We start from the raw sequence: 13,982 nt of genomic DNA, 5'->3' as shown, positions 1-13,982 counted from the left end.
TGTATGATGGATGAGGTTAATGAATGAACCGCTTTCATGAAAGCGGGCAAAACGCAAGTCAGGGGAAAGAAAGATCCGTTCGACAAGTTTCGCAAATTTGGCAAACGTTTGCGCGTTTTGGCGGATTTCGGTCTTTCTTTCCCTGATCATTAAGCTGGAACATACGAAAGGGGTCAGTACGAACATGAAAAAGGCTTATGTATGGACGATGGTCGCGGCGATGGCGCTCGTATCGGCATGCGGCAACAACGGCGGCAACGGAGGAAACTCGGCAGAGCCTGCGGCCAGCACCGCTCCGAGCCCGGCCGCGAACGCGGACGCCGGAGGCGCGGCAGCCGAGGAGCTCCAGCCGGAGGAAGGCGCTTCCCTGCTCGTCTGGGAGAGCAAGGAGGAGCGTCCGTTCGTCGAGGCGATCGCCAAGGAGTTCACCGAGAAGTACGGCGTTCAAGTGAAATTCGAGGAGCTGGGCGCGGGCGACCAGGTCAACAAGCTGATCAACGACGGTCCGGCCGGCCTCGGCGCCGACGTCGTGCTGTTCCCGCATGACAACCTCGGCAAGGCGGTATCCGCCGGCCTCGTGCTGCCGAACGACTACTACGAGGAAGAGACCAAAGCGGCCAGCTCCGAAATCGCGCTGAACGCCGTCACGTATGACGGCACGCTGTACGGCTACCCGCGCTCGGTCGAGACGTACGCGCTGTTCTACAACAAGAAGCTCGTGCCGACGCCTCCGAAGACGTTCGAGGAAGTCGAAGCCTTCGCCAAAACCTACAATGATCCGAAAGCGAACAAATTCGCCATCATGTGGGAAGTCGGCAACCTGTACTTCAACTATCCGTTCCTGTCCACCGGCGGCTACATCTACGGCGACAACGGCCAGAATAAGGAAGACATCGGCCTGAACAACGAAGGCGCGATCCAAGGCATGACGTACTACGGCTCGCTGAAAAACAAGCTGCTGCCGCTGAACTCCGGCGACATCACCTACGACATCAAGAAGGGCCTGTTCATGAACGGCACGCTGGCGATGGACATCAACGGTCCTTGGACGACGGCCGAGTACCGCAATGCCGGCCTCGACTTCGGCGTCGCTCCGCTGCCGTCGATCAACGGCCAGCCGGCATCTTCCTTCTCCGGCGTCAAGGCTTGGTACGTCAACTCCTTCTCCAAGTACCCGAACGCGGCTCGCCTGTTCGCGCACTTCACGTCGACGAAGGAAGCCCAGCTCAAGAACTTCGAGATGACGGGCGCGCTGCCGGCCAACAAGGAAGCGGCGAACGATCCTTCCGTGCAGAGCAACGAGATCGTCAAAGGCTTCCTCGAGCAGTTCAACCAATCGACTCCGATGCCTTCCATCCCGGAAATGGGCAACGTATGGAGCCCGGTCGGCGCCGCTCTGTCCGACGTATGGAACGAGGGCAAGGACGCCAAGACGGCGCTCGACAACGCCGTGCAGCAAATCAAAGACGCCAACAACGGAGCCGCTCCGAAGTAAGCTGGCGGAACGGAACAATCGACTGAGCAAGCCCGCCGGCCAGCGCAAGCTGCCGGCGGGCCCTGTTCATTCACATGGAGCCTAGATAGACAAGGGAGGGAGCCGGCAGGATGCGCCATCGTAGCCTCGCAGCTGTGCTGTCCACGCTCTTCATGGGCCTCGGACAGCTGTACAACCGCCAATACCTCAAGGGCCTGCTGCTAGCAGCCGTTGAAGCGCTGGCTATTTTCACGTTCTTGCCGAGCCTCGGCAAGGCGATCTGGGGCGTGTACACGCTCGGAGAGAAGACGCAAGGATTCGAAAAGGTCGGCAGGGTCACGGTCCGCGTCGAAGGGGACCACTCGATCTATCTGCTGATCAGCGGACTGATCACGCTGTTCCTGTTCGCGATTTTCCTCATCATCTATATCATGAATATCCGCGACGCCTACCGGACGGGAGCCGCCCGCGAAGCGGGAGCGAAGCCGGCCTCGTTCAAGCAGACGCTCGCTTATGTGACGGATAAGAAGTTCCCGCATCTCATGCTGGCGCTGCCGGCGGCCGGGGTGCTGTTCCTGACGATCATGCCGATCGTGTTCATGATCATGCTGGCGTTCACCAACTACGCCTCGCCGAACCATATCCCGCCGAAGTCGCTCGTCGACTGGGTCGGCTTCGGCACGTTCGCCAACCTGCTCACGCTCAAGACCTGGAGCGGCACGTTCGTCGGCGTCTTCACCTGGACGATCGTCTGGGCCGTCGTCGCGACGGTCACGACGTATTTCGGCGGCATCCTCGTCGCGCTGCTCATCGAGTCCAAGGGCGTGCGCTTCAAGAAGCTGTGGCGCACGATCTTCATCCTGCCGTATGCGATCCCGCAGCTCATCTCGCTGCTCGCCATGCGCAACCTGTTCAACGGCCAGTTCGGTCCGATCAACCAGTATCTCGGCTACTTCGGCCTCGGCAAGCTGCCGTGGCTGACCGATCCGCTCTGGGCCAAGGCGACGGTCATCCTCGTCAACATGTGGATCGGCATCCCGGTGACGATGGTGCTCATCCTCGGCATCCTGACGGCGATTCCGAAGGACATGTACGAGGCGGCGGACGTGGACGGAGCGACCGGCTTCCAGAAATTCCGCATCATCACGATGCCGTTCATCCTGTTCTCGACCGCGCCGATCCTCATCACGCAGTTCGCGGGCAACATCAACAACTTCAACGTCATCTTCCTGCTCACGAACGGCGATCCGGTCAACGGCAGCTACCAGTACGCCGGCAGCACCGACCTGCTCGTCACCTGGCTGTATAAGCTGACGCTCAACAACAGCCAGTTCAACATGGCCTCGGCCATCGGCATCATCATATTCCTGATCGTGGCGTCGTTCTCCATCTGGAACTACAGACGCACGCGGTCGTTCAAAGAGGAGGACATGATCCAATGAAAACGCGCTCGACGATCTTTCTCGTGCTTAAATACTTGCTGCTGATCGCGATCGCGGTCATTGCGATCTATCCGGCGCTCTGGATCCTGCTCTCCTCGTTCCGTCCCGGCACGTCGCTGTACAGCGAGACCTTGATTCCGGAAACGTTCACGATCGCGCACTACAAGGAGCTGTTCAACAACCCGAGCTTCCAGTACGGCCGCTGGTACCTGAATACGCTCAAGATCGCGACGCTGACCATGGTCTTCTCGACGATCCTGATCACGCTGAGCATGTACGCGCTGTCCCGCTTCCGCTTCCGCGGCCGGCAGAACATCCTCACGACGATGCTCGTGCTCGGCATGTTCCCGGGCTTCATGAGCATGATCGCGATCTTCATCTTCCTGCTGCAGCTCAACCTGCTCGACACGCACGCGGCGCTCATCCTCGTCTACTCGGCGGGCTCGGTGCTCGGCGGCTTCGTCGTCAAGGGCTTCTACGACACGATTCCGCGCAGCCTCGACGAGGCGGCCCGCATCGACGGGGCGACGCATCTGCAGGTGTTCCTGAAGATCATGCTGCCGCTGTCCAAGCCGATGCTCACCTACGTCGCGCTGACGACCTTCACCGGCGCGTGGGTGGACTTCATCTTCGCCCGGCTCGTGCTGCGCACGAAAGAGAACTGGACGCTCGCCGTCGGCATGTGGGATCTCGTCAACTCCTTCCAGAACAGCAACTTCACGCTGTTCGCCGCCGGCGCGGTGCTGATCGCCGTGCCGATCACGCTGCTGTTCTTCTTCCTGCAGCGCTTCCTCGTGCAGGGCATGATGTCCGGCGCGTCCAAGGGCTGATCCGGCCTGCCGGATCGGTTTGTGAAAGCCGCAAGGGGCCGCCTCCGGGAGCCGTTTCGACGGACCCGGGGGCGACCCCTTTTTCTTGTTCTCGGCCGCCGGCGGCTCCTTCGGGAGCGGCCGGCGGCTTTTTGAATCGCGGATTCCGCCTTGGGGCGCATGGGAGCGGCGAGGAGCGCGGCCGATCCCGCGGCGCAGGGCATGGCGGTGCGGATCAGCTTCCGGCTTCGTCCAGCAGCGCCTTCAGCGCTCGCATCCCCGCGGTGATCTCCTCCGGCTCGAGATGGCCGTAGCCGAACAGCAGCTTGCTCTCGTGCCGGCCTTTCTGGAGGCAATGCTGCTCCAGCGGGACGATGCGGATGCCGCGCAGCAGCGCGAGCTCGCGGAACGTCTCGCCGAAGCGGCGTCCGGGGAATTCGACGGCGAGATGCAGCCCCGCCGCGTCGCCCCAGCAGCGCCAGCGGTCCCCGAACTGCTCGGACAGCGCCTCCAGCAGCGCCTGCCGGCGCTCGCGGTACAGGCGGCGCATGCGGGCGACGTGGCGGTCGAGCTTGCGGGCGGCGAGGAATTCGGCCAGCACCGCCTGGTCGAACGCCGGGTTCTGGACGTCGACATGCAGGCGGGCGTACGTCCAGCGGCTCTGGAGCGCGCGCGGCACGATCGCGTAGCCGATGCGCAGGGCGGGGAAGAGCGCCTTGCTGAACGTGCCGATGTAGACGACCCGCTCCGCGTCCATCGCGGCCAGCGGTGTCGCCGGATCGCCGTAGTAGCGGAACTCGCTGTCGTAGTCGTCCTCGAGGATGTAGCTGCCGCTCTCGCGCGCGAAGCGCAGCAGCTCCGCCCGCCGCGCGGCAGGCAGGATGCCGCCGAGCGGGAACTGGTGGGACGGCGTCACGTAGATCGGGCTGCCCGGGCGCCCTCCGAGCCGCGACGTGACCATGCCGTGCTCGTCCACGGGGATGCGCTTGGCGGCGTAGCCCTTTTCCAGAAAGACGCGGATCATCTCCGCATGGCACGGATCCTCGGTGATGAGATCGAGCCCCGGCTCGTACAGCAGGTCGGCGGCCAGATGCAGCGCGTGCGTCGCTCCCGCCGTGATGAACAGGTCGGAAGGATCGGCCTGCAGCCCCTTGCTGCGCAGCAGCCAGGCGGCGATCTCCTCGCGCAGCCGCGGCAGCCCTTGCGGGCCCGTATAGCCGAGCCACGGCTCCGGCATGTCGCGCATCGCCTTGGCGGCGAGCTGCTGCCACAAGTAGCGGGGGAACGTCCGCAGGTCCGGCTGCCCCGTGCGGAAGTCCGCCAGCAGCCGCGCGGGCGGAGGGGCGGGCGGACGCGGCGCTGACGCGGACCGAGGGTCCAGCCGCACGCCGTCGGCGATCCGCGTCGGCGCCCCCTGACGGCTGACTGCGTAGCCTTCCGCGAGCAGCATCTCGAACGCCTCGTTCACCGTATTGCGCGAGACGCCGAGCGCCTCCGCGAGCCGCCGCGTCGACGGCAGCTCCTCGCCGGCGGCGAGCGCTCCCGACCAGATCCGCTCCCGCAGCGCGGCGAACAGCTGGCGCTTCATCGGCATGTCGCCGTCCCGGTCCAGGCGGATTCCCCACATCGCCCTCATGCCCCCATTCCGTTCTCTTGTCACTGGTCCGGCCGATGCCGGGCCCGACTGGCTCTTTCATCATACCAGCTTCTGGACTAAGATGGCAGAAAAAGGAGGGGAAGCGCATGGATCGATCATCGAGAACAGGCATGCTGCTGCTGCTCGCCTCGTTCAGCCTGGCCGGCAGCTCCGTCATCGCGGCGGCGCTGCTCGGCAGGCATCTGCAGCCGTTCACGCTGACGGCGGCGAGCCTGCTGCTGTCGCTGCTCTGCCTGCTGCCCGCGCTCGGACGCAGCGCGATCGCCTCGCTGCGCCGCCTGTCGCGAGGACAATGGCTGCAGCTGGCCGGACAGGCGGCGTTCGGCATCGTGCTGTTCCGCGTCTGCCTGCAGCTGGGCCTGGAGCGGACGAGTTCCGCGGAGGCGGGCATCATGATCGGCGCGACGCCCGCGCTGACCGTCGGAATCGCCTGGCTGCTGCTGCGCGAGCGCAGCGGTCCGGCGCGGCTGGGCGGCGTGCTGGCGACCGTGCTCGGCGTCATGCTCATCCAGGGAGCGGCATCGGCCGGCGGAGGCGCGCTGACGGCGGCGCATCTGGCCGGCAATCTGTGGGTGCTCGGAGCTGCCGGTAGCGAAGCGCTGTTCAGCGTGCTGTCGCGCTGGACGGCGGCCGGCCGGGCCGGGGGGCGTGCGGCGGGAGGCTCGGAGGCGGCCTTGCCGGCGGCGGGCGGTCAGGCGGCGAGCGGGAGCGGAGCCGCGGGCGAGCCGTCCGGGGCGGCGGCGCAACCGGCCGAGGGCGCGGAGGCGCCGCTCCGTCCGGCGCTGCAGACGGCGCTCGTCGCCGGCATGGCGCTGCTGCTCAGCCTGCCGCTCGCCGCCTTCGAGCGGCCGCTCGGAGCATTCGCCGCGCTCGGCGCGACCGAGTGGCTGGCGCTTCTCTGGTACGGCCCGGTCGTGACGGCGGCGGCGTTCGGCCTGTGGTACGCCGGCATCCGGCGCTGCCCGGCGTCGACGGCGGCGGCCTGCTCCGGCATGATGCCGTTCAGCGCGCTGCTGCTGTCAGTGCTCGTGCTCGGCGAGCATGCCGGCTGGACGCAGTGGAGCGGCGGCCTGCTCGTCATGCTCGGCATGGCGCTGATCGGCCGCTCCCCCGGCTCTGCCGGCAAGCGAAGTCGAGGCGCGGGCAGCGCTTCGGCCGAGGCGCGCGTCGGGCAGCGCTTCCGATCCTTCCCGGCTGGAAGCGGGGATCCAGCGGAGGGGAGCATTTACAGCCGCCGGCGAACGAGGTAAGCTGGAAAAAACGTCCGATTTTAGGAGGGGAAGAGATGGATCGGAATGCAGATCAGGCCGAGGGACGGCCGGTCGGCCTCACGGCGGATGCGGGCTGGCAGATCGGCGTGCGCCGCACGCTCGGCGCTTCCGCCGAGCGCATCTGGCGGCATCTGACGGGGACAGAGGCAGGCCTCGCGCTGTGGCTCGGAGACGCGCGGCCTCGGGAGCTGGAGCCGGGAAGCGAGCTTGTCTCTTCGGAAGGCATCGAGAGCCGCTTCGTCGTCGTGAAGCCCGGCCGCCAGCTGCGGCTCCGCTGGCGGCTGCCGGAATGGGACGAGCCTGCGACGCTGCAGATCCGCTTGCTGCCCTCCGGCGAGGGCCGGACGGCGGTGAGCTTCCATCAGGAGCGGCTGGCCGGTCCCGCCGAGCGGGAGCTCATGAAGCGGCGCTGGGAGCAGGCGCTTGGCGCGCTCCGCGACGCCCTGGAGGACGGGCGGGCCGGAGACGGCGAATCGGGCTGACGGCCCGCCTGGCTCCCGCGACGGAGCCAGACATGAAAGGAGGGGATCGGCCATGCTGCAATCGTTTCTGCCGGGAGACGGCACGCTGGAGCAGAAAGCGTTCGTGCGGGAAGAGACGGCTTTCAATCTGATCCACACCATCAGCGCGGCGCCGGAATCGAGGCGGCTGCGCTCGGGCGACGGACGGCTCGTGTTCGCCCAGTCTCCAGGCCGCAACGGCTGGCTTTGGCTGTCTCCGGAGCTCGAGCCGCCGGAGCGGGAGCGCCTGCTGGGCGAGCTGGATGAAGCGCTGGCGGACGAGCTGCTGCCAGGCGTATCCGGCTCGCCGGACGCGGCGCCAAGCTTCGCGGCGCGGCACGGGGCGCGCACGGGGAGGGGAACGCGGGTCGGCATGGTCATGGAAGCCTACGCGGCGCCGGCCCTCCTTCCGCCGACCGGCGTCTCCGGACGGATGCGCCTGTTCGGGTCGGACGAGCGCGAGCTCGCGGCGGAATTCCTCGCCGGCATGGTCCGCGACGTGTACGGCGAGCTGGCTGACGCCGCTGGCCAGCTGGCCACGGCCGACACGCTCATCCGCGCGGCCAAGCTCTACCTGTGGGAAGACGGCGGCGAGCCGTCCGCGATGGCGGGCTACGGCGGCGCCTCGCCGCGGCACGGGCGCATCAACGCCGTGTACACGCCCCCGGACCGCAGGCGCAAAGGCTACGGGAGCGCGCTCGTCGCCGGCGTTGCCGGCCGCATCGCCGGCCAAGGGCTCGTGCCGATGCTCTATGCCGACTGCGCCTATCCCGACTCCAACCGCGTCTACCGCCGCCTCGGCTTCCAGCCGGCGGGCGTGATCGCGGACATCAAATTTGCATGATGTCGACTACGAGGGCTGCTTGGACCTGCCAAGTGCAATAACGCCGGTTCCAGGCAGAACAGGACCTGTCGCCAGTTCTATATTGTTGAAGCATGCGGTTGAAGCGGCTAAGGATTCATGATCGGCGGGTTAGGGCGTTTATTCAAAGCGCTGGCGCGAGCCAAGGAACCTTCGGCTCCCTCGTGGAGCCGAAGCGCCGGGTGACGTCGAATCAAGGAACATTCAGCTCCCTCATGGAGCCGCAGCGCCGGATAACGTCGAATCAAGGAACCTTCGGCTCCCTCGTGGAGCCGAAGCGCCGGAGATCGTCGAATCAAGGAACATTCGGCTCCCTCGTGGAGCCGATAGCGCCTCGCCGCTCGCCGTCCGCGGCCCGTGCCTGTCCGCTCGCCTTGTCCGCCTTCGCTCACCCGCGCCCGGCTCGCTATCCCGCTTCCCGCTCTCGTTCGCCGTCCGCGGCCCGTGCCCGTCCGCTCGCCGTGTCCGCCTTCGCTCGCAGCGCCCGGCCCGCTTCCCGCTCTCGTCCGCCGTCCGCTCTTCGCCCGCCGCCCTTTCAGCCCGCAAGCCTCTGCAGAGGCTTGCGGGCTGCTTGCGCTTCCTTATTTTCCCTCTTGCATAGGGAACATACATTCGGTATATAATACGTTTAGAACGAAAAGCGAACATATATTCGATCAACGAGCAACAGGGCTCGCGGCCGGCTCTTCGCAGGCCCGATCCCTAGAGAGCAGGAGGTATGCCCGGTGGAGAGAGCGATCCTGCTGGCGGACTGCCAGTCGTTCTATGCCTCGGCGGAAAAGGCGGCGCATCCCGAATATCGCGACCAGCCGGTCGCCGTCGGCGATCCGTCGCGGAGGAGCGGCATCGTGCTGGCGGCGTGCCCGCTCGCCAAGGCGCGCGGCGTGACGACGGCCTCGCGGGTCGGAGAGGCGCTGGCGCTTTGTCCGGAGCTGGTCGTCATCCGGCCGCGGATGCAGCGCTACATCGAGGTGTCGCTGTTCATCACGCAGATTTTCAAACGGTACACGGATCAGGTCGAGCCCTACAGCATCGACGAGCAGTTCCTCGACGTCACGGGCTCCGCGGCCTACTACGGCGGGCCGAGGCGGACGGCGCGCGACATCCAGAACCATATCCTGCTGTCGACGGGCATCAAGTCCCGGATCGGGATCGGCCCGACGAAGATTCTGGCCAAGATGGCCGCCGACAATTACGCCAAGAAGAGTCCGGAGGGCGTGTTCGAGCTGAGGCCCCAGACGCTGGACGCGACGCTGTGGACGCTACCGGTGCATCAAATGTTCATGGTCGCCTCGCGGATGACCCGGCACTTCAACCGGATGGGGCTGACGACGATTGGCGACATTGCGCGGCTGGAGTTCCCGGAGTTCAAGCGGCGCATGCGGCTCGAGATGGGGCGGCAGAGCGACATCCAGGCCGGCTACTACTGGCAGACGGCGCGCGGCATCGACCCGAGCCCGGTCGTCTCCGGCATCCGCCACCAGCTGAAGTCCGTCGGCCACGGCAAGGCGCTGCGCTGGCGGATGTACCGCTGCCTGGCGGATATCGAGGTCGTGCTGCTCGAGCTCGTCGTCGAGGTGTGCCAGCGCATGCGGCGGCACGGCTGCATGGGAACGGTCGTCGCGGTGTCCGCGACGGAGACCGACGGCGAGCGGACGGGCGGCTTCAGCCGCCAGCTGACGCTGGGGCAGCCGACGTCGCTGACGCATGAGGTCGCCGCGGCTGCGCGCGAGCTGTTCGCGCGCCACTGGAGCGGCCTGCCGGTCGGGCGGCTGAGCGTGACCGTCTCGGGACTGACGGACGACGGCGTCATGCAGCTGACGCTGTTCGAGGACCGGGACCGGGCTTATCGCAAGGAGCAGACGATCGACCGCATCAAGGAACGATTCGGAGCGGACGCCATCATGCGGGCGTCGTCGCTGCTGGAAGCGGGAGTGGCGCGCGAGCGCGCCGAACAGATTGGGGGACATTACCGATGAGCAAGCTGGACGGCAACGAGCGCTGGAAGTCCAAGATGCTGCTGACCGAGCATGTGGAGCAGTACGACCGGGGCCAGGCGGGAGCGGAGGCCAAGGTGACGACGGCGGAGGAGCGCGTCATGATCCGCGACTCCATCCTCCTTCCCCATATGGCCGTCATGGTCGAGAAGAGCCTCGCCGAGCTCGAGCATTCCGGCAACATGCTGCGGCGGCTGTACGGCACCGCCGGCCAGCTCGTGCTGAACCGGATCATGCAGGACCAGTACGCGCTGCGCCGCGAGCTGAAGGCCCGCAACATCCGCATCGTCGCGGAGGAGCAGTCGTCCTCGATCGTCCATCATCGCTACTACTGCCGGGGCTACGAGGAGCACTTCGGCATGACCCGCGAGGTGATGCGCTCGGAGATCAGCTGGCGTCTGACCCGGTATGCGGCGGAGCTGGCCGAGCGGATGAAGGATGACGGCAAGAAAAAGCGAGGGACGGAGGGAGCCCCGTGATCGGGGCTGCTTGCGGCGGGAAAAAAAAGGGTTGCAAAGGCTTACATCTCCGCCTATAATGAGCTCACAGGTTTCCGAAACGTTTTGGAAAGATGAGGGGGGTACGTTTGACAACGATCAAAGACATCGCGAAGGCGGCAGGCGTATCCGTCACGACCGTATCCCGGGCGCTCAACGGCTATTACGACGTGAACGAAAAGACGAGGCAGAAAATCCAGGCGATCGCGGAGAAGCTGAGCTATCGGCCCAATGCCGTAGCCCGCAGCCTGGTGACGAAAAAGACGCGCACGATCGGCGTCATCCTGTCCGAGATCAACCGCGAGGGCGCGAAGGACTCGCTCGCATTCGAGACGCTGTGCGGCATCAACGACCGGGCGACGGAGCTGGACTACGACATCCTGCTGTTCAGCACCAGCTCCAAGAAGCAGCAGTCCAAGTCCTACGCCGACCTGTGCAAGGAGCGCAACGTCGACGGCGCGATCCTGTCGGGGCTGCGGCTGCATGATCCGTACCTGGAGGAGGTCGTGCACGATACCGACTTCCCGTGCGTGCTGATCGACATCCCGCTGGAAAGCCGCGAGGTCGGCCATGTGACGACCGACAACGTGAAGGGAGCGGCTGCGGCGGTCGGCCATCTGATCGGGCTGGGGCACCGGCGCATCGCGATGATCAACGGGCATGACGAGGCGGCGGTCAGCCGGGATCGGCTGGAGGGATACCGGCGGGCGCTGGAAGGGGCCGGCATTCCGTTCGATCCGCAGCTCGTCTACAACGGCGGCTTCCGCGAGGAGGGCGGCTTCGAGGCAATGTACGAGATCGGCTACAACCGCAAGGACGTCACCGCCGTCTTCTCGGCGAGCGACCTGATGGTGCTCGGGGCGCTGCGGGCGCTCGAGCGGATGGGACGCAAGGCGCCGGAGCAGATGTCGATCGTCGGCTACGACGACATCGCCATCGCCGCGCATTGCTCGCCGCCGCTGACGACGATCCGCCAGGACCGCTACGAGATGGGCTACCAGTCGGCGCAGCTGCTGATCGACATGCTGGAGCAGCGGGAGGTCGGCCGCAAGATCGTTCTTCATTCCGAGCTGATCGTCCGCAAAAGCACGGCGCCTTGCAAGGAATAACGGCTTCAAAAGGAGATGCCGCCTGTGCGAGGCGGTTTCGTTTCCATCAAATCCGAAACGTTTTGGATAAAGCTGGAGCGGTACGAGCGCTCCTAGAATGAATGGCGGCATCATCCCGAGCGATGCGCCGACGAAGGAGAATGAACATGAACTACCGGGTCCTGAAAGAAAACGATCTGTTCCTCCTGACGAATCTGGCGGGCGACGTCACGCCCGAGCAGACGGCGGGCGAGGAGCAGCTGACCGGATACGGCCTGTACCGGAGCGATACCCGCTTCTTGAGCCGGATGGAGCTGCTCGTCAACGGACGCAGGCCGATCGTGCTCGCCTCGGAGGCGGATCAGAACTACGCGGCGACGGTCGTGCTGACGAATCCGCATATGGAGGAGGACGGCAAGCTGATCTTGTGGCGCGAGTCGGTGGAGCTGCGGCGAGAGCGCTTCATTTACGGCGACGTGCTGTATGAGACCGTGCGGATGACGAATTTCAGCCCGCAGCCGCTGGACTTCGAGCTGGCGATCCGCTTCGAGGCCGACTTCACCGACATGTTCGTCGTGCGCGGCTTCATGGGCGGCAAGCTCGGCGTCGCGCATCCGCCGCAGGCCGCTCCCGGCGAGCTGCGCTTCGCCTATGACGGCTCCGACGGCATCGCCCGGGCGCTGCGCGTCGTCTGGGACGACGCGGCGGCCGTCGCCGGCGCGGACGGCGTCCTGCGCCGGCCGGTGTCGCTCGCTCCGGGAGCGAGCGCCGAGCTGTCGCTGCGGCTGCTGCCTTCGCTGGCGGGGATCGAGCCGTCGCCGCTGCGGCCGGCCGAGGCGCTGGCTCGGCTGGAGGCGGAGTACGCCGACTGGAGGGACGGCAGCTGCTCCGTCCGCAGCGACCGTCCGCTGCTCGACGCGCTCTACGAGCGGGGGCTGATGGATCTGCGCGTGCTGCTGAACGACGAGGGGCTCGGCCGCTTCCCGGTCGCCGGCTTGCCGTGGTACGCCGTGCTGTTCGGCCGCGACAGCCTCATCACGGCGCTGCAGCTGCTGCCGATCCGTCCGGAAACGGCGCTGGCGACGCTGCGCATGATGGCCCGCTGGCAAGGCGACCGCCACGACGCCTGGCGCGACGAGCAGCCCGGCAAGATCATGCACGAGCTGCGGCGCGGAGAGCTGGCCGCCACCGATCAGGTGCCGTTCTCTCCGTATTACGGCACGGTCGACGCGACGCCGCTGTTCCTGCTGCTGGCTGCCGAATACGTCCGCTGGACCGGCGAGGCCGAGGCGCTGCGCGAGCTGAAGCCGCATCTGGAGCGGGCGCTGCAATGGGTCGACGACAACGCCGCCCGCTACGGAGGCTTCGTCTCCTATCACAGCGAGTCGGCCAAGGGCATCGCCAATCAAGGCTGGAAGGACTCCGCCGATTCGATCGTGCACCGCGAGGGAGAGTACGCGGCGACGCCGATCGCCCTCGTCGAGGTGCAGGGCTACGTCTACCGCGCCAAGTCGCAGCTCGCCCGGCAGTTCGCCGGACTGAGCGAGGAACCGGGCGACGGATGGGACGAATGGGCCCGGCGGCTGGAGGCGGAGGCGGAGGCGCTGCGGCAGCGGTTCGAGGCGGCATTCTGGCTCGAGGACGAGTCGTACTACGCGATCGCGCTCGACCGCGACGGGCGTCCGGTGCGGTCGGTCACCTCGAACCCGGGCCATGCGCTGTCATCCGGACTGTTCGCGCCGGAGCGGGCGGCGGCCGTCGCACGGCGGCTCGTCGCGCCGGATTTGTTCAGCGGCTACGGCATCCGCACGATGGCCGCCGGGCAGACCGGCTACAATCCGATGAGCTATCACGACGGCAGCGTCTGGCCCCATGACAATTCCATGTGCCTGCTCGGCTTGGCCGAGCAAGGCTTCGCGGCAGAAGCCGCGACCGTCGTCGAGGGGCTGCTCGCCTCTGCCGCCCATTTCGAAGGCGCGCGGCTGCCGGAGCTGTTTTGCGGCTACGGCCGCGACGCCGGCAAGCCGGTGCGCTATCCGGTCGCCTGCTCGCCGCAGGCGTGGGCGGCGGGCACGCCGCTCGTCATGCTGACGGCGATGCTGGGCCTTCGCCCCGACTGCGCGGACGGCGTCGTGGCGCTGTCTCCGTCGCTGCCGGACGGCATGGACCGGCTGGAGGCGAAAGGAATCCGCATCGGCAAAGGACGGCTCGACGTGGAGGTGCGCCGCGAGAGGGACGGCTTCCGCGCCGTCGTCACCGCCAACACGACCGGGCTCGCCGTCCGCTGCGAGGCGGCGGCCGCGGCCCCGGTCTGAGCTCCGCGGACCGTTTAACCGAAGGTTTTTCAGGCTCCGCCGCCCTGGGCGGCGGCAGCCTTTGAAACAC

12 protein-coding genes are annotated in these 13,982 nt (G+C 66.6%); 11 read left to right on the top strand and 1 reads right to left on the bottom strand.

Annotation, left to right across the window (positions count from 1 at the left end):
• Positions 1 to 184 precede the first annotated feature (184 nt).
• The 3 genes from B8V81_RS23145 to B8V81_RS23135 all read left to right on the top strand — a co-directional run bounded on the left by B8V81_RS23145 (position 185) and on the right by B8V81_RS23135 (position 3,746).
• On the top strand, positions 185 to 1,495 hold the full coding sequence (locus B8V81_RS23145; protein ID WP_101809277.1) for a sugar ABC transporter substrate-binding protein: 1,311 nt from the start codon (positions 185 to 187) through the stop codon (positions 1,493 to 1,495).
• A 110-nt stretch (positions 1,496 to 1,605) separates the two neighbouring features.
• The gene (locus B8V81_RS23140; RefSeq protein ID WP_101809276.1) at positions 1,606 to 2,916 is read left to right on the top strand and encodes a carbohydrate ABC transporter permease; all 1,311 of its coding nucleotides are present in this window, start codon (positions 1,606 to 1,608) and stop codon (positions 2,914 to 2,916) included.
• The gene (locus B8V81_RS23135; protein ID WP_028596872.1) at positions 2,913 to 3,746 is read left to right on the top strand and encodes a sugar ABC transporter permease; all 834 of its coding nucleotides are present in this window, start codon (positions 2,913 to 2,915) and stop codon (positions 3,744 to 3,746) included. Before B8V81_RS23140 ends, B8V81_RS23135 begins: the two co-directional genes overlap by 4 nt.
• Before the next feature lie 214 nt (positions 3,747 to 3,960).
• Here the strand turns inward: B8V81_RS23135 and pdxR are convergent, their stop codons facing one another.
• Complete coding sequence (pdxR, locus tag B8V81_RS23130) at positions 3,961 to 5,352, bottom strand: MocR-like pyridoxine biosynthesis transcription factor PdxR (protein WP_028596871.1); 1,392 nt, start codon at positions 5,350 to 5,352, stop codon at positions 3,961 to 3,963.
• A gap of 116 nt (positions 5,353 to 5,468) precedes the next feature.
• Here pdxR and B8V81_RS23125 point away from each other — a divergent pair, with 116 nt between their 5' ends.
• The 8 genes from B8V81_RS23125 to B8V81_RS23090 all read left to right on the top strand — a co-directional run bounded on the left by B8V81_RS23125 (position 5,469) and on the right by B8V81_RS23090 (position 13,912).
• Positions 5,469 to 6,632 carry a DMT family transporter gene (locus B8V81_RS23125; protein ID WP_101809275.1) on the top strand — a complete coding sequence of 388 codons (1,164 nt, stop codon included), beginning with the start codon at positions 5,469 to 5,471 and terminating at the stop codon, positions 6,630 to 6,632.
• A 35-nt stretch (positions 6,633 to 6,667) separates the two neighbouring features.
• Positions 6,668 to 7,135, top strand: a complete 468-nt coding sequence (locus B8V81_RS23120; protein ID WP_101809274.1) for an SRPBCC family protein — start codon at positions 6,668 to 6,670, stop codon at positions 7,133 to 7,135.
• 52 nt (positions 7,136 to 7,187) lie between these two features.
• The gene (locus B8V81_RS26095; RefSeq protein WP_101809273.1) at positions 7,188 to 7,997 is read left to right on the top strand and encodes a GNAT family N-acetyltransferase; all 810 of its coding nucleotides are present in this window, start codon (positions 7,188 to 7,190) and stop codon (positions 7,995 to 7,997) included.
• Positions 7,990 to 8,118: a hypothetical protein gene (locus tag B8V81_RS23110; RefSeq protein ID WP_101809272.1), complete on the top strand. Its 129-nt coding sequence runs from the start codon at positions 7,990 to 7,992 to the stop codon at positions 8,116 to 8,118. The genes B8V81_RS26095 and B8V81_RS23110 overlap by 8 nt, the downstream gene beginning before the upstream one ends.
• Before the next feature lie 622 nt (positions 8,119 to 8,740).
• A complete protein-coding gene (locus B8V81_RS23105; protein WP_101809271.1) occupies positions 8,741 to 9,994 on the top strand; it encodes a DNA polymerase IV in 1,254 nt (417 codons plus the stop codon).
• Positions 9,991 to 10,491 carry a YhjD family protein gene (locus B8V81_RS23100; RefSeq protein ID WP_101809270.1) on the top strand — a complete coding sequence of 167 codons (501 nt, stop codon included), beginning with the start codon at positions 9,991 to 9,993 and terminating at the stop codon, positions 10,489 to 10,491. The genes B8V81_RS23105 and B8V81_RS23100 overlap by 4 nt, the downstream gene beginning before the upstream one ends.
• 107 nt (positions 10,492 to 10,598) lie before the next feature.
• Positions 10,599 to 11,618 carry a LacI family DNA-binding transcriptional regulator gene (locus B8V81_RS23095; RefSeq protein ID WP_101809269.1) on the top strand — a complete coding sequence of 340 codons (1,020 nt, stop codon included), beginning with the start codon at positions 10,599 to 10,601 and terminating at the stop codon, positions 11,616 to 11,618.
• A 146-nt stretch (positions 11,619 to 11,764) separates the two neighbouring features.
• The gene (locus tag B8V81_RS23090; protein ID WP_101809268.1) at positions 11,765 to 13,912 is read left to right on the top strand and encodes an amylo-alpha-1,6-glucosidase; all 2,148 of its coding nucleotides are present in this window, start codon (positions 11,765 to 11,767) and stop codon (positions 13,910 to 13,912) included.
• Positions 13,913 to 13,982: the final 70 nt, after the last annotated feature.

The sequence above is a fragment of the Paenibacillus pasadenensis genome, assembly GCF_002864175.1.
Taxonomy (GTDB): domain Bacteria; phylum Bacillota; class Bacilli; order Paenibacillales; family Paenibacillaceae; genus Paenibacillus_O; species Paenibacillus_O pasadenensis.
This window is presented reverse-complemented; position numbering and strand designations above follow the sequence as displayed.